Annotated in this window: 15 protein-coding genes; 8 read left to right on the plus strand and 7 right to left on the minus strand. The window is 42.1% G+C overall.

Translation table 11 applies throughout. The features are described 5' to 3' along the window. The first annotated feature begins 170 nt into the window (after window positions 1-170). The gene (locus G460_RS0115330) at window positions 171-1,010 is read left to right on the plus strand and encodes a mechanosensitive ion channel family protein (protein WP_026956192.1); all 840 of its coding nucleotides are present in this window, start codon (window positions 171-173) and stop codon (window positions 1,008-1,010) included. 55 nt (window positions 1,011-1,065) lie between these two features. Here G460_RS0115330 and G460_RS0115335 read toward each other — a convergent pair whose 3' ends face one another. The 3 genes from G460_RS0115335 to G460_RS23225 are packed head-to-tail and all read right to left on the minus strand — an operon-like array spanning window position 1,066 to window position 2,799. Further along, entirely contained in the window at window positions 1,066-1,743 is a 678-nt protein-coding gene (locus G460_RS0115335; RefSeq protein ID WP_026956193.1) for a nitroreductase family protein, read from the minus strand. 55 nt (window positions 1,744-1,798) lie between these two features. Further along, window positions 1,799-2,611: a hypothetical protein gene (locus tag G460_RS0115340; protein ID WP_026956194.1), complete on the minus strand. Its 813-nt coding sequence runs from the start codon at window positions 2,609-2,611 to the stop codon at window positions 1,799-1,801. A 20-nt stretch (window positions 2,612-2,631) separates the two neighbouring features. Continuing rightward, entirely contained in the window at window positions 2,632-2,799 is a 168-nt protein-coding gene (locus G460_RS23225) for a hypothetical protein (RefSeq protein WP_157366940.1), read from the minus strand. Window positions 2,800-2,893: 94 nt separating this feature from the next. On the opposite strand from G460_RS23225, the gene G460_RS0115350 reads away from it, so the two are divergent. The 4 genes from G460_RS0115350 to G460_RS23345 all read left to right on the plus strand — a co-directional run bounded on the left by G460_RS0115350 (window position 2,894) and on the right by G460_RS23345 (window position 6,588). Further along, window positions 2,894-4,669, plus strand: coding sequence for a MutS-related protein (locus G460_RS0115350; protein WP_035464498.1), 1,776 nt, complete (start codon window positions 2,894-2,896; stop codon window positions 4,667-4,669). A gap of 75 nt (window positions 4,670-4,744) precedes the next feature. Then, complete coding sequence (locus tag G460_RS0115355; protein WP_026956196.1) at window positions 4,745-5,887, plus strand: 5-(carboxyamino)imidazole ribonucleotide synthase; 1,143 nt, start codon at window positions 4,745-4,747, stop codon at window positions 5,885-5,887. Beyond that, entirely contained in the window at window positions 5,884-6,399 is a 516-nt protein-coding gene (gene purE / locus G460_RS0115360) for a 5-(carboxyamino)imidazole ribonucleotide mutase (RefSeq protein ID WP_026956197.1), read from the plus strand. Before G460_RS0115355 ends, purE begins: the two co-directional genes overlap by 4 nt. 33 nt (window positions 6,400-6,432) lie before the next feature. Next, window positions 6,433-6,588 carry a hypothetical protein gene (locus G460_RS23345; protein ID WP_169817521.1) on the plus strand — a complete coding sequence of 52 codons (156 nt, stop codon included), beginning with the start codon at window positions 6,433-6,435 and terminating at the stop codon, window positions 6,586-6,588. Here G460_RS23345 and G460_RS0115370 read toward each other — a convergent pair. After that, window positions 6,578-7,030 carry a hypothetical protein gene (locus tag G460_RS0115370; protein ID WP_026956198.1) on the minus strand — a complete coding sequence of 151 codons (453 nt, stop codon included), beginning with the start codon at window positions 7,028-7,030 and terminating at the stop codon, window positions 6,578-6,580. The two genes, G460_RS23345 and G460_RS0115370, sit on opposite strands and share 11 nt — an antisense overlap. 26 nt (window positions 7,031-7,056) lie before the next feature. Then, entirely contained in the window at window positions 7,057-7,404 is a 348-nt protein-coding gene (locus tag G460_RS0115375) for a DUF3127 domain-containing protein (RefSeq protein WP_026956199.1), read from the minus strand. A gap of 338 nt (window positions 7,405-7,742) precedes the next feature. Between G460_RS0115375 and G460_RS0115385 the strand changes: the two genes are divergently transcribed. Both G460_RS0115385 and G460_RS0115390 read left to right on the plus strand, forming a co-directional pair. Next, the gene (locus G460_RS0115385) at window positions 7,743-8,345 is read left to right on the plus strand and encodes an RNA polymerase sigma factor (protein WP_026956201.1); all 603 of its coding nucleotides are present in this window, start codon (window positions 7,743-7,745) and stop codon (window positions 8,343-8,345) included. After that, complete coding sequence (locus G460_RS0115390) at window positions 8,320-8,553, plus strand: hypothetical protein (RefSeq protein WP_026956202.1); 234 nt, start codon at window positions 8,320-8,322, stop codon at window positions 8,551-8,553. Before G460_RS0115385 ends, G460_RS0115390 begins: the two co-directional genes overlap by 26 nt. A gap of 38 nt (window positions 8,554-8,591) precedes the next feature. Here G460_RS0115390 and G460_RS0115395 read toward each other — a convergent pair whose 3' ends face one another. Both G460_RS0115395 and G460_RS0115400 read right to left on the minus strand, forming a co-directional pair. Beyond that, complete coding sequence (locus G460_RS0115395; RefSeq protein WP_026956203.1) at window positions 8,592-9,455, minus strand: alpha/beta hydrolase; 864 nt, start codon at window positions 9,453-9,455, stop codon at window positions 8,592-8,594. Window position 9,456: 1 nt separating this feature from the next. Next, window positions 9,457-10,926 carry an aldehyde dehydrogenase family protein gene (locus G460_RS0115400; RefSeq protein ID WP_245578740.1) on the minus strand — a complete coding sequence of 490 codons (1,470 nt, stop codon included), beginning with the start codon at window positions 10,924-10,926 and terminating at the stop codon, window positions 9,457-9,459. A gap of 374 nt (window positions 10,927-11,300) precedes the next feature. On the opposite strand from G460_RS0115400, the gene G460_RS0115405 reads away from it, so the two are divergent. Continuing rightward, on the plus strand, window positions 11,301-16,305 hold a 5,005-nt coding region (locus G460_RS0115405), incomplete at its 3' end, for a collagen-binding domain-containing protein (RefSeq protein ID WP_026956205.1).

Here is a 16,305-nt window from a genome sequence, read left to right on the forward strand (position 1 = left end):
TATTGGCAGATTTGGGAACAATCAGCTCTGGGTGCTGGTTAGGTTACTAGCTGAGTCAGGATAGGATTAGTTGTACTACTTTCTTCGAATAGATACTTTCACAGTCCGACCATTTTTGTCTCGTCTTTTTATCTTTTATTTTAGCATATCATCAACCTAATAAATCTACCATGGAAGAATTTGGAATATCGCAGGAAACCGCGGATGAACTTTACGCACAGGGAATCAGTCTAGCTGCTGAAATTGCGCTGAGAATCATCGCTGCACTGCTTTTTTACTTTGTAGCAAAATTTATAGTTACCAAGCTACTGAACGGTCTCAAGAAATTTTTGGAGAGGAGAGACGATTCTCCTTCACTGAATGATTTCCTTTTGGGACTAGGTAAAGGTCTCGGATATGCCTTTATCATAGTCGGCGTGGCTATGACATTGGGCGTGCCGGGTAGCTCCTTTTTAGCAATCTTCGGTGCTGCAGGTCTCGCTATTGGTTTGGCTCTTCAAGGCTCTCTCTCCAATTTTGCAGGAGGGATTTTGTTATTGGCATTTAAGCCTTTCAAGGTAGGGCATGTCATAGTCGCTCAGGGTCATACGGGGATCGTGGCAAAAGTCCAGATTCTCTACACTCATTTGAAGACATTTGACAATCAGGAAGTGATCATCCCGAATGGACCACTTGCCAATAATGATATTGTCAATATGAGTACGCAGGAAACCAGAAGAGCTGAGTTGAAAGTAGGAGTGGCTTATGGTACCAATATCAAAGAGGCAAAAGAAATCATTCTTAAGATTTTTGAAAACGACCCAAGAGCTCTGAAAGATCCAGCGCCTTTCGTAGCATTGAACAACTTCGGTGACAGCTCCTTGGACATCGTGGTGAGGGTTTGGGCCAAATCGGCCGATATGTGGCCTATGTATTTTGACGGTATGGAGGCGATCAATTCTGAATTTGAAAAACATGGAATTGAGATCCCTTTCCCGCAACGGGTAGTGCATCAAGCTAACCCTGAATAAACAAGCAAAACAAAAAAGAGGCGAAAGCCTCTTTTTTGTTTTCAAACCCTGCTGATCAATATTCGATCAGCACTTCATTCAGAGATTTTTTTGTTATATCAGGCACGTAGGTTTTTGAAAGAGGACGGCCCACTGGTAGCAACAAGAACGGCTTTTCATGACTGGGTCTGTTGAGGATCTTGGAAAGGAAATTCATTGGGCTAGGAGTATGTGTCAGCGTGACTAAACCAGCCTGATGAATGGCTGCTATCAGAAATCCACAGGCGATCCCCACAGATTCATTGACATAGTAGTGCTGAACTTTTTGATTCTTATCCAATCCATACGATTGCTTGAAGACGACAATGAGATGAGGTGCTTCTTCAAGAAATGGCTTTTTCCAATCGGTGCCGAGCGGTTTGAGGTCTTGGATCCAAGTCTCCGACATGCGGGACTCATAGCTGAGTTTTTCCTCCTCTTCTGCGGCTATTCTGATTTGTCTCTTGATAGTGGGGTCTGAGACGATGCAAAAGGTCCAGGGTTGCTTATTGGCTCCAGATGGTGCAGATGCAGCGGTTTGGATGATATTTCGGAGTACTTCGTGTGGTATAGCTTGCCTATCAAATTCCCGAATGGACCTCCTCTGTAGCATATTTTGCAAGAATGTGTCAGAGTTTTCGAGGATTTGACCATCACTTAGATTGGAAGCTCTATACAGGATATGTGGATATCCTTGGATTTCTTTCTTTTCCATAGATCAAAAAAAAGGCTATCCCGAAAGATAGCCTTAAAATTAGAAGAGGATCTGGTCAATCTACAGTTATTTCTTTCGCTCCACCCGGATAGGTAAGCGTCAATGTTTTGTCACAATTGCCATCGCCATAGTCTGCTGAAACTTGGATGCCTTCATAGGAAAATGCCACCACCCCGGATGTAGGGAGCAGCACTCCGGACTTGATACAATCTTGCTTGACTGTCAGCGGGGCTGCGGTACTGGCATTATAAGAATATCCTGCTCGTCCGATGCCTGATGCTGTGCCTGTGATACTTACAGTGTATGGATTGCTGATCGTGATGACTCGCTCTTGGCTGGATGTGTAGGTGACAAATGATCCATCTGGCCAAGTGATTTTTCCTTCTGTCACTTGAATATCGATAGTAGCTGTGACAAAGTTGAAAGCATCTACTGTAAAATTGCGCTTGCCTTCGACCAGATATCCATCCACTTCGTAGCCATCAAATGTAATCACAGCGCTGGATCCGGGGCCAGGTAGACCTGCGGTATAAGCGATATGAACTTTTCCTTTTCTTACTAAGCCTGCCGGGCTAGTGCATCCATCACCGAAATCTATCAATACGGTTCTATTTTCCTCATCATGATCTATCATCACACCAGGACAAATAGATTCATTTTGGGAGTCAAGCTTGCGGGCTCCATAGCCGCTTGCCAAAATTACTTCCAGTGTGAAATTATCCAGGTCTTCGTAGATTCTATTGACTTGGATGTCGTCATTGACCACAGCAAGGTCCGGCTCGCTATCTACAGGATCCGGGTCGGAGCCACAGGAATACATACTAAAAATCGCCAATAGGGCGAAAGCTACTAGTGCTGATTTTTTCATAGTGTTGGGGGGTTAAAAATTTATTCGGAATCAGTTTTAGATTTACCTGACTTTTGGGGACTCGCACAGCCGATATTGCGGGTAAATGGTACATTTTCAGGAATGATACCCATTTGATTCAATGAATCAGAATCTAATTCAGAGGCCTTGTCCTCACTCTTTTTTCGTTTCGAATCCTTTTTTCCCATGATAAAACTTGTTTAAAAGTAAGAAGAAGTATCCCTATAGTCAATGTGAGAGATTTCTTTTTCATTTTGGAGTATCTCAGGTCTATATTTGGGGATGAGAGTATTTGATTTTGAAAACGAACGGTTAGCGGAGAAAATTGCAGAAGTGAAAGTGAAGACGGGCCAGCTTTCGCTATTTCGCTTGTTCGTTTTTGTGGGCTTGGTTTGTTTTTTAGTCCTGTTTTTTTCAGACGCATTTTGGTGGATTTTCTTGCTTTTGGCCTCTGTGGCTGGTTTTGTCTATCTGATTCAGCAATATAATTTCCAAAAGGACCAAGGACTGATTTACCGTTCCTTGATTCAGATAGAAGAAAACAAAACTGCAAGACAAAACAGAAATCTATCTAATCTGGATCAGGGCGCAGAATTCAAAGACAAAGGCCATCCATTTTGTGATGACTTGGACTTATTTGGTTCACATTCGCTCTTTCAGCTTCTCAATCACACACAGAGTCAGACTGCAAGGGTCAAACTAGCCGAAAAACTCAAATCTCCCATGCAGCTAGCAGACTCCGAAAAGCTGCGAGAGGCTGTGGATGAGCTCTCCCAAAAGAGTGAACTACTTCGGGCCTATGAGGCAGTAGGCATGTCATTTTTTGATCAGAGTCTTTCCCAGAATCAATGGAAAAGCTGGTTGGAAACTGAGGAAAAAGGCAAGCTTTGGATGCTGGTGTCCGGAGTGATAGGTATGCTGGGCGGAGCTGTACTTTTTTTCCTTAGCTATGCGGAGGTGATTCCATTTGGATTTTTAGGCCTGTGGGTTTTGGTTGGGGTCTTTTTGATGGCCTTTGTGTTTCAACCGCTGAAAACAGCCGCAGCTAAAATCCCTTCAAAGCGTACGCTAAAAGCGTTTAGACATTGGCTGGTGTTGCTGGAAAAAGAAGACTTCCAAGCTGAATACTTGCAAAAAAGCACTGAGTCCCTCAAGGCACAAGGGGTCTTGGCTTCCGAGAAACTGAAGGGGCTGGATCGGATGGGATTTTGGATCGAAAGTCGGCTCAACGTCCTGTATATTCCGATCAACTTGATTCTTTGGACGGATTTGATCTTGTATTACAATCTGTTTCGGTGGAAAAGAAAATTTGGTGAGCAGGTGGCTCATTATCCAGCACTCCTTTCAGACTGGGAGGTTTGGGTGTCTTTGGGGGCGTTTCAGCAAGAGGTCGGGAGAGATGGAAAAGTAAAGTTGACAGAGCAGCTTTGTTTTTCTGGGCAAGAACTAAGTCACCCACTTCTTTCTCCCAAAAAGGCAATTTCAAATAGTTTTACCATTGACCGATCTGCAAAACTTACGCTCTTGACTGGAGCCAATATGTCTGGGAAGACGACTTTTATGAGGACTTTGGGTACCAATCTGGTGCTGATCAATCTAGGGTTGAGACCATTTGGAGAAAGTGTCGAGTTGGGCCAGTTTCAGCTTTATACCAGCATGAGAAATTCAGATAATCTGGGTGAAAGTGTCAGTTCATTCTATGCTGAGCTCAGCCGGATCAAAAAATTGATAGATAGGCTGGACAGCGGAGAGAAACTATTCTTTTTGCTGGATGAGATTTTAAAAGGAACAAATACCGAGGATAGGATTTCTGGAAGCGAAGCACTTATCCGCCAGCTTCAAGACTCGCCTTCGCTGGGGATCATCAGTACACATGATATTGAGCTTTCGCAGCTGGAGAATGAAATTCCTTATGTGAAAAACTATAGTTTTCACTCTGAGATCCATGACAAAACGATTGACTTTGATTACAAAATCAAGAGAGGTCCCTGCCCAAGTTTCAATGCGCATAAGCTCATGGAGCTGATGGGGATCAGGTTTCAGGAGCGGGAAAAGTAATTTTCGCAAAGTAAAGCGGGTCGACTTATCCACATTCATCGGGATTATCCTTCAGATTGTCTTATTTTTGCGCCAATGAAAACTGCTCAGTCTAAAACCCTGGGAGTACTCGGAGGAGGGCAACTCGGCCGAATGCTCATACAATCTGCCATCAATTACAATCAAGATATCCACATTTTGGATCCAGATCCCAATGCCCCATGCAAGGATTTGGCGCAAAAGTTTACAGTGGGCTCACTGAAAGATTTTGACACAGTCTACGCATTTGGAAAGGACTGTGATGTGATCACTGTGGAGATAGAAAGTGTAAATACAGATGCTCTAGCAAAGCTGGAGTCAGAAGGAAAGCAAGTTTATCCACAGCCTCATATCTTGAAACTGATCCAAGATAAGCGAGAGCAAAAGCAGTTTTATCAACAAAATGAAATTCCAACTGCTGATTTTATATTGACTGATACCAAGGAGTCGGTGATTGCAAATCAGGATTTTCTTCCTGCCGTGAATAAGTTGGGTCGGGAGGGATACGACGGTCGCGGTGTACAGATACTTCGGAGCGTAGAGGATATGGACAGTGCCTTTGAGGCACCCAGTCTTTTGGAGAAGCTGATTGATTTTGACAAAGAAATCGCAGTGACAGTAGCCAGAAATCAAGCGGGTGAATTGATCGCCTATCCGGCAGTAGAGTGTGCATTTCATCCTACAGCGAATTTGGTAGAGTTCCTTTTTGCGCCAGCGGAGATTTCTCCTGAAGTGGAGGCAAAAGCGCAAGAAATCGCAAAAGAGGTGATTTTGAAGTTGGATATGGTTGGGATTTTGGCTGTAGAGATGTTTGTCACCAAAGAGGGTGAAGTGCTGGTCAATGAAATCGCCCCTCGTCCGCACAATAGTGGCCACCATACAATCGAGGCTAATATTACTTCTCAGTTTGAGCAGCACTTGAGATCGGTGATGAATTGGCCATTGGGCAATCCAGACCTTCGGTGTCCCGCTGCGATGATCAATCTACTAGGTGAAGACGGCTACACTGGGGAAGCTTATGTGGAAGGGCAGGAAGAAGCAATGCAGGAAAAGGGTGTGTTTATCCATCTTTACGGGAAAAAATTGACGAAACCTTTCCGTAAAATGGGGCATGTGACGCTTTTGGATGAAAGTGTCGACCAACTCAAAACCAGAGCAAACCGAATCAAAGATCTAATCAAAATAAAATCTAAATCATGAATCCACAGGTAGGAATAATCATGGGAAGTCAGTCTGATCTTCCAGTAATGGCAGAGGCTGCCGAAATTTTGGAGGAATTGGGTGTAAGTTTTGAAGTGACCATCGTGTCGGCGCATCGTACTCCTGACAGAATGGTAGACTATGCAAGATCTGCAAGAGATCGCGGTTTGAAAGTAATTATTGCTGGGGCTGGTGGAGCAGCTCACTTGCCTGGAATGGTAGCTTCTATGACCAGTCTTCCCGTGGTGGGTGTGCCAGTCAAGAGCTCTAACTCCATCGATGGCTGGGATAGTATCTTATCTATTTTGCAAATGCCAGGGGGAATTCCCGTGGCTACAGTAGCTTTGAATGGTGCAAAAAATGCCGGTATTCTGGCAGCTTCCATGGTAGGGGCTTATGATACTGTCATCGGAAAAAACCTAGATGAGTACAAGGCTTCTCTGAAAGACAAAGTCGAGAAAACGGCTGTGGATCTGGAAGAGAAAGGATGGAAAGCGATTTTGAAGAAATGATAAAAGGCTGTCAAATTTGACAGCCTTTCTACTATGAATTGGAGACGAATCATCCGTTTTAAGATTGGAGATGTGCCCTGGGAAATCCCACTTAACATACTCCTGCTGCTCATAGCCATCACTGTGCTGCTGATGGCTGGTGGAGCGTATTTGGGTGTTCAGTTTGCCCAGAGTCAGGCTAGTCCGTAAAGATCCCCCAGCCGTCATCGTGCTTCTCGCTAGGATCAAATCCTGCGATCCACTCCAAGAAGAGTTTTCTGTACTCCTCTATTGCTTCCCGTAGCAGTTGGAGATGTTCCTCGGCATGGGTCTCTTCCATTGCTAGCTGGTAGGTCATGGTATGGAGACTTTTAGCATGTACTTTCATCAAGACAGCATTTTCCATTTTGAGTACGAAGTCCGGAATGCCTTCTGCTCCTGCAAATTTGGAGCTCATCAGCATAGCGTCCTCCATCATGATACTGCCATAAAGTTCCCTTCTGGCTTCATCCAGACTTCCCACCAAGGCCTTGGTCAGACCGACGATTTCTTTCGCCTTTTTCATCAAAGGATGTTTGTAGATGCGTTCTTGCTCTTTTCGGAAGTCAAACTCATCTTCTTCATCAAAATCGTCGTCAAAATCGTCCCACATACATTAAAAAGTTTAAGTGCTAGTTTTTAAAAAGGCAATTTGTCCTCTTCACTATCAGAGTAAAAAGTGTCTACCTCAGGCATGTTATTGGATGGTCCAGGATTGGCTCCGGTCTTTTCCACTCTGAAGGCTTTCACTTCGGTATACCAGCGGTTGTTATATTCGCGGCTTTCTACATCTATACTTAGGGTAACCTGCTCTCCAACTGCCATTGGCATTTGATCGATTTTGTCGCCCCAGATCGCTACGCATACTTTTTTTGGATATTGGCCTGGAGTCTCGACGATATATTCTTGCTTTCTCCAGTTGTTGCCACTTTTAGAATTTCCACTTACCTCAGCCAGTTTTTGGATTACTTTTCCAGACAGTTCCATTTTTGATTTTTAGTTTTTCTCGAACAACGAAGGTAAGCAATGTGGGTTGAAAGTCCTGATTTGGAAAAAAGAAAACAAATCTAGTTTGAGGTTGTATTTAACATTTTTTGGCATTATGATTGACTATTTATGGATTCCTGCAGAAATAATCTGGAATTTTAATCTAAATCCGACCATTGAAACAGAATATTGTTTTGAAGGTGAGGCGAGATTTAAAAATGACTTTCAAATCTTTGCAGGGTATAGTGCAAAAACATATTTTTAAAACTGTTTCAAATTCTCTCATTCTAAAAAAATACTATGGCTTAAACTTTTACGTTGTATCTAAACCAATTCAAATGAGTAAGCGAATAGGTCCTAAGGACAGCGAGTTGATAGCTCAATATAGGAATGGCAGTGAAGCTGCTTTCGATCTTTTGGTAGATCGGTATAAGTCAAAAGTATTTACCACAATCTTCCTGATCGTCAAGGATCAGGATTTGGCAGAAGATCTGCTTCAGGATGTGTTTGTAAAGGTGGTCAAAACCCTCAATTCGGATCGTTATAATGAAGAGGGGAAATTTCAGCCGTGGATTATGAGAATCGCTCACAATCTGGCGATTGATCATTTTCGCAAATCCAGGCGCTATCCTACCATCATGATGGAGGATGGATCGAGCTTGTTCAATTCTCTTCGGTTTGCTGAAGAAAATGCCGAGGACAAGCAAGTCCGGGAAGAAGATATTCAGCTAGTGAAAAAGCTGATAGAAGAGCTTCCTGATGCTCAAAAGGAAGTATTGATTATGAGACATTATATGGAGATGAGTTTTCAGGAAATCGCAGATCAGACCGGAGTAAGTATCAATACTGCTTTGGGAAGAATGCGCTACGCTCTGATTCATTTAAGAAAGAAAATGAAACACTTAAATTTTGCCTATGACAAAACTATTTACCCCAAATGACCTGATACGATATGTCTATCAGGAAATGCCGGAGGTAGAACAAGAGCTCTTAATGCAGGCCTTGCGCAGTGATGAAAAACTGATGCAAGAATACGTAGAATTGCTGAGCGCGATAGAGCAACTGGATCAAATCCAGCTTCAACCTTCGGAAAAAGTAGTAAAAGCAATCAAGCTGAAAGCTAAGTCTACGGGACTGCAAAAAGTCTGACTATCGGTAACCCCGCAATTGCGGGGTTTTTTTTATGCTTATTTGATAAACTGAATCGCTTGCTGGATACATTGGGAGTAAGTCAGAATATCAAACCCGTGCCCTTGATTTTGGATAGGATAAAATTCATGGTCTACCACGTTGTTGTTCAAGGCATCTTCAAGAAGTAAGGCTTGGGAATATGGAACTACCTGATCATCGGTACCATGAAAGAAGATAGTGGGAGGAGATGTGTCTCCGATGAATTTTACTGGGCTTGCCTGCTCATACAGGAATGGGTGAGTATCAGGTGTCCCTCCGATGAATTCAGTCAGACCAAGTGCTGTTTGTGTGTTGAATTTGTAAAGTTCGGCCAAGTCAGTAGGTGGGAAGAAAGCAATAATATACTGTATGTCACCGATCATTTTTAGCTTATATCCATGCAATAGCGCCAAATGTGCTCCTGCGCTTGCTCCCGCTAATACGATCTGACCGTCTATATTCCATTCCTGACTTTTGCTGAGAATCAATTCGATAGCTGATCTCACATCATCTGCCTGAGCTGGAAAGGGGTTGGTTTTGTTTTCTGTATCATACAGGCGGTAATTGATCGAAGCGAATGCATAGTCTGTGAGTTCCTGCTCCATAAGAGGCTTAAACTGATAAAATTCGGATTTGTCTCCGCTAGTCCAACCTCCTCCATGGATATATATAAGGAGTGGGGTTTCCTGCAGATTTCTTCCTTCGGGCAAAAAGATGTCCAATGTTTGATTGACTCCAGTCCCATAGGAGAGATCCGTTATTTCCAGAGCAGGAAGTGGATCTTTGCTATCACTGTCTTCGGAAGAACTACAGGATTGGATCGCAGCGAGTGCGAGTAGAAGGACACCAAAGAGAAAAATGCGATCAAAAAGATGTTTCATATCAGAACCATTTGATGAGAGAATTGATGATTTGCTTTGTTTTAGTGCCATAAGGTGGTCTCAGAAGAGATGCATTATTAAAGCCTATTCTCTGCTTGAGTACTCCTTTTTCATTGCTAAATGCCAAAAATCCATAATAGCCGTGAGATTTGCCGATTCCACTCGTATTCACTCCTCCGAAAGGAAGTTCCTGATGCATGAAGTGAAGGACACAATCATTGATTACGACATTGCCGGAGCTCGTTTCTTCTAGGACTAGGTTGGTTTCTTCTTTGTCTTGAGAAAATATATAGAGAGCTAATGGTTTGGGTTTGGAATTGATGTAATCAATGGCCTGATCCAAGTCTGTATAGGAAAGAATAGGCAAAATAGGGCCGAAGATTTCTTCGTGTGCTAGGTCCATGCTCTCTGTGATCAGGCTAAGTAGAGTGGGTTCAAAAAACCGATGATTCGGGATTCTTTTGCCTCCAAATTCTAGTTTAGCTCCCAAGTTCAATGCATTTTCAAGAAGATTATCAAGTCTTCGAAAGTGCTTGTCATTGACCACCTTAGTGAGGTCTTTACTATTTTCTATTCCTTTATAGTCTGGATCAAACTGCTGTTGAATGGCGATTTTTAACTCATCCAATAACCTGTCCTTGATCGATTCATGAACCAAAAGATAGTCTGGAGCTACACAGGTTTGTCCGCAGTTGATGAGTTTTCCATAGATAATTTTGGAAGCGGCGTCTTTGATGTCGGCTGAAGGTCCTATTAAAGTAGGAGACTTTCCTCCTAGCTCTAAGGTGACTGAGCTTAGGTTTTTAGCGGCTTCCCCCATGATGATTTTTCCAACTTGAGGGCTCCCTGTGAAAAAGATGTGGTCAAAAGGGAGTTCAAGGAGCTCTTGAGAAGTTTTGGCATCTCCTTGCACTACAGCTACCTCACTCGTTTCAAACAAGTCTAGTATCATTTTTTCAATGAGTCCGGAAGTATGAGGAGTCATCTCTGAAGGCTTGATGATAGCGGTACATCCTGCCGCTAATGCAGAAATGAGAGGACCAATCGCCAGATTGAATGGGTAGTTCCAAGGCGAAATGATCAGTGTCCGTCCCTTAGGTTCTGCATGGACAAAAGCCTTTGTCCCCATCATGGCAAGTGGAGTCGGCACAGCTTTTGGCTTCATCCATGACTTTAAGTTTTTGATCGTATGATTGATCTCGGTGGTGATGGGGTAGATCTCACTAAGATCTGTTTCTACTTCTGATTTCTGAAAATCATTCCAAAGGGCTAATCGAATCTCCTTCTGATTTTGTTTGACCCAGGATCTGATCTTGGCTATTCTATCTATTCTTTCTTGGAGGGAGGATCTTCTCCATTGTTGTGCAGTTGTTTTTTGAGATTCGAAGAGGCTATGAGTGCTGTCAATAGCCGGTTGTTTCCATTCCATCATGATAGATTCAAGGTAATCAATTCCATGCCAATAAGCCATTTTAAGTTTTGCGGTGGATAGCACGTGAGCACTTTTTGATCAAGGTCAACACTGACTATGGATTTTGTTTAACAAATTATCTATAACAATAAACAAAAATCATTATTTAGGCTTTAAAAATCATTTCATAACAAAAAAAATGTATTACAAATCAAAATATTGATTCAAATGCTTGGAAATGAAAAACATAAAAGTGTATTTTTATGGCAAATTAGTATAGATAAGTGAGTTAATTCTTCTGTGATGAGTTTGATTTCAGGAGATAAAGTAAGGTTTAGGTGGTGTTCTTTTCCATGATTGATGCCGCTAATAATCTGATAATGAAAAGAATATAGAGCAACGTTTACGAACTCGAAATTTTAAATTCTAACGATATGGACCAGTTATCCTGTTGTCAACAAATCTCCAAACTGCCTGTAGGTGGATTTTTATGGGGAAAGAGAAAAATTGATTTTTGGAAGAGTGGATTTTTTGCATGGGTTTTCTTAATGTCCATGTTTGCATTTTCTCAGCAGTCTTATTCACAAGGGCTAGGGGATCCTATCTTCATCGAGGATTTCGGATCCGTAGGTGATGGGAGTGCCTACCATTCCTATGACGACCAGCGTGTCGGTACCGGTGGTCGTCCTGTTTACTTCAAGGACAATGGCCTACCATACATCAATTCAATAGATTTTTTCACTCCATTTAGATGGAGTTCAGGAGATCCATATCGGGATAATAGAATCGGAATAGGCCCAACAATTGCTTCAGGGGTATCCTACAATGGTACTATGCCTTCAAGTGTCTCAAATGGAAATTGGGGACCTGTATTTAAAAATGGTACAAACAATACAAACAGTTTAGATGGTGTAGGAGGATACTCCTTAATTAATGATTCTAGAGGTTATTATCAGTCCTACTTAGGCTCTGCCCCCGACCATTCTACAGGGGATTTTACAGGATATATGTTAGTGGTAGATGCTCACTCATCTACCACGTTGTATTTTGATAGGGTTATTGATGATTTATGCGCGGGAACAAAATTTAGATTTTCTGTATGGATCAAAGATCTCAACAATCAAGGATCTGCAAAACCTCAAGTAAAATTTAAAATTTATAATGCTGATACCTACGTCAGTGCCACTTCTAGTGTGGGATTGATCGGGAGTAAATCCACTTCAGGAAATGATGTAACTCCTGCAAATACTTGGAAGCAATTATTTTTTGATTTTGAAATGCCTGCAGGAGTTAGTAGTGTAAGGCTACAGATTGAAAACATAGTAGGTACGCAATATGGTAATGACCTGGCTATTGATGATATTAGTTTTGCTCCTATTGGACCAGAGGTTCTGCTTTCAGGAGATGCTGCTGTTTGTCCAGGATCAGATCCAGGTCTATATGCTACAATTACTGAGTCAAACTCTGACTATCGCTATCCAGGGCCACTTACTTATTTTCAGCTTCAGTATAGATTGCCTGGTACAAGCAATTGGTCAAACATTGGAGATGTAGAGTCAATCGCCAGTACTAGTACAGACGATGTAGTTTTTCCAAACCCATACTCTGATATAAATGTAGTTTTAGATAATACCAAAAGTTATGAATTCAGAGTTTTGGTTGCAGGGGATGAAGCAACACTGGACAGTCCGTATTGTAGATCTGTTTCCGAAAAGTTAGTCAGTATTTATGAGCACAAAGTCGAGCTTACAGCGAGTCCAAATGAAGTATGTGCGGGGTCGGACGCTGTAATTACCTCTTCCTTGACTCAAACTCTTCAAGGTGCTTCTTATGTCTACACATGGGAGAAACTAGATGGGACAACTTGGTCAGTCGTAACTGATAGTGATAATGACGATACTCAGTTAACCTTGACCAATCTTCAATCGAGTAGTCAGTTTAGACTAACAGTAGCCGTCAATGGAGATGAGTGTGACTTTGCTAATACGACTACAACCATTGATGTTTTTGTTGCTCAAAATGCAAATGCAGGACCGGACCAAAATCAATGTGGAAATGGGACCTTTACCTTAGCAGGCAATGAGCCCGGTGCTGGAGAGTCAGGAACGTGGACTTTCGTTGGAGATGCACATGGTGCCTTCATTTCAGATGTTAATTTATTCAATACTTCTGTTTCTGGAGTACCAGTAGGACAAAGTGTCACTTTGAGATGGACGTTGAGTTCCACAGAAGTTTCAGGTTGTATTTCCACGCCAGATGACATTGTGTTGACTAACAACGCCATCCCGGCTGCGCCAATAGGTACTACTTATACAGTCAAGAGAAATACAGGTAGCTATGATTTCTTAGCAACACTCTCAAATCCATCCAATACACTAAGATGGTATGATAATGCAACTGGAGGAACTCCATTGGCATCTACACCTTCTAATAATAGCAGTGTTCTAGGGTCCTTTAATAAATACGTAAGTGAGGTCAATGCAGCAGGTTGTGAAAGCCCAAGGGTCAAAGCCACTATCAATGTTGAATCTGATCCTGATTTTCCAGAGTGTACCCCCGAAGAATTCAATTGTACCACCAATAATTTGAACTTCCCTGCAGTATATCTTAGTGATGTTAATGGAACTCCAATTACGAACAAATCATGTACAATAGGCTCAAGTCAAGAGGTATATATTGCAGTTAATATCCAGCAGAATTCAAATACAACTCGATATTATGCGAGACTTTTTGCTTCACTATATATAGGAGATAATCCTGTTCCAATTTCAATTAATACTTCCCTTGGAAATATCAACTCCGGAAGTCAGGTAATCACTCGCGTATTGACTGATTCATTTAATTGGGAGTGTGGTGATGCTTTGGAATTAAAGAATATTTTGGTTGTCTGGAAGACTAATCCAAACCAAATTCCTGATGAATGTGATGATTACAATCCGGCTCAGTCAGAGTGTGCGCCAAGTATTTTTGTGACAGTTCCTCTTTCAATTGATTTTAATTACGAGGCTTGCACTATTGGAGGAAGCACCACGGTCAATTTTACTTCTGTTTCTAATGGGGGCTTTACACCATATACTTATGAGTGGGATTTTGATAATAATGGAACTGTAGATTCTACAGATCCAAATCCTTCCCATGTATACACGTCAGGGTCTAGTGCAAATGTTAAGTTGACACTTAAAGATTCTGATTCACCAGTTACCACAATATCTACGACAAAAACAGTCAATTTCCCGAGTGATATCACACCGACTTTGACGATTGTCAATCCAACTTGTTCGAATGATAAAGGCTCTTTTTCATTTGTTAGGAAACAGGGAGTTCAATATTCATTGGCATCAGATTTTAGCGTGCTGATTGATGGTAGTACAGTCTTAAATCTTCCAGCTGGATCTAGTGGTACACTATATGTGAGGTCAAGTGTAAGTTGTACTACATCTGTACCTTACACAATAGGTGATCAGCCTTTGCCACCTGCTGTTCCTGTTATTTCTGTAGTGGATCCGACTTGTAGTGATCCTTCTGGTTCTGCTTCAATTGTGAGCCCCGTTGCTGGAGTTGAATATTCTCTTTCAAACTCATTTGCAGTTACCAATACAGTTTTCGGTAATCTGTCTCCAGGAAACTATACGATTTTTGCGAGAACAATTGGCACTACGTGTGTTAGTTCTGAATCATTTGTCATTGATACGCCTCCTACAAATGCTCCAGCACCTGTGGCTGGACCTACACTTACAGTTTGCGAGGGGTCTGATGAGGTAGAATATAGTATTTCTCCTTCTCAGGGTTATACGCTTATTTATTATGAGTCTAACGATCCTTCTGCTGCGCCGCTATCGGGTGTGCCTACTGTAAATCCTGAGACTAGCGGCATAGGGACTTTTTCAGTTTGGGTCAGTCAAGTTAAGGACGGACAATGCGAGAGTGAGCGTGTTAATGTTTCTGTAGAAGTGGTTAATTGTGGGGTATCTATTTCGAAAATTGGAGAATTCAAAGGGAATGGGGAATGTACTGAAGTTGGAGATCCTATTGAATATACCTTTACGGTGACGAACACTGGAGTAGTTAAACTTACTAATGTGACTGTTTCAGAGTTGAGTTTTTCTGGTACCAATGGAGTACCTTCTATAGCTTTTGTTTCTTCTTCAGCGAATAGTCCACAGGGTACATTAGAACCTGGAGAAGTTGCAATTTATAAGGCTACTTATCTGGTTTCTCAAGAAGATATTGAAGTCGGTAAGGTAGAGAATCAAGCACAGGTAAATGCTGATGCAGGAACCTTAAATCTTGAGAGTATTTCCGGTTCCGGTTTTGATTTTGGAGAATGGAATTTAATTGTTCGCAATAATGTAACTAACTCTTCGGAAGTTGAAGGTTCAGCCTTAATTGGTGGTAATCTATCTGGAACTTCAAATTATTCCATTTCTTCGGTAACAGCATCAAATGGTGCTGGTTTAATGGTTGGAGGAAATGTATTAAGTGGAAGTATACAGATCAACCAAGGAGGAGATTTTTATCTTGGAGGGTCCGTTTCTGGTACAATTAATATGAATGGAGGAACTCAGTTTTCTACAACTGAAATTCCTTCTCTAATTGGGACTGCTTTTGCTCAAGCCAATGCGTTGTCTTCTTATCTGGCTGCTCTAACAACAACTGGTACCATTGATGGTGGAGGGAATATGAGCTCGGCCACTACAACCAATGTAAATGGTGAGGAGGTAGCAGTTTACGCGTTGACTCAAGCCGCATTTAGTGGGGGACAGTTGAATCTCAATTTTGGATCTGCGGATGTTGTTATTATAAATTTTGATGCGTCTGGAAATGGAGGCGTTGCTTCATTGAATGCTCCGCCTAACCTCATCGGAGGTTTTACTAGTGGACAAAGAAAAATCATTTGGAATTTTATCAATACGACTCAGGTGAATGTAAATAATTCATTTGAGGGCATGCTATTAGCTCCAAACGCAAATTTAAATCATACAGGAGGTCAGATCAATGGAAATGTTATCGTGGATAATATTTCTAACATGGCAGCTGAGATTCATGATTATATTTTTAATGCTGGTCTGACAAATGTTGGACAAACAGGGCAATCAGGTAAGACTGTAGTCGAGTTGTGCCAGACGCCTTCTTTAATGATTACTAAGACAGTAGATCCGACGAACATCAGTTCTCCTTCGACCTTGACTTATACGATCAGTGTAACCAACGAAGGCAACGTAAGCTTGACCGGTGTTGTGGTCACCGATCCATTCACAGACGGGGTGACTCCGCTGGTATTGGATAGCGGAGACACGGACAACGACGGCGAGTTGGATCTGGATGAGACCTGGGTTTACTATGCGAGCTATGAAGCGGACCAGGATGACGTGGATGCGGGAGATGACATTGTGAACACCGCGTATGTGAACAGCAACGAGACGGAAGAGGAAGAGGCGA

Origin of the sequence: Algoriphagus vanfongensis DSM 17529 (assembly GCF_000429465.1) — a bacterium.
In the GTDB taxonomy this organism is placed as follows: Bacteria; Bacteroidota; Bacteroidia; order Cytophagales; family Cyclobacteriaceae; genus Algoriphagus; species Algoriphagus vanfongensis.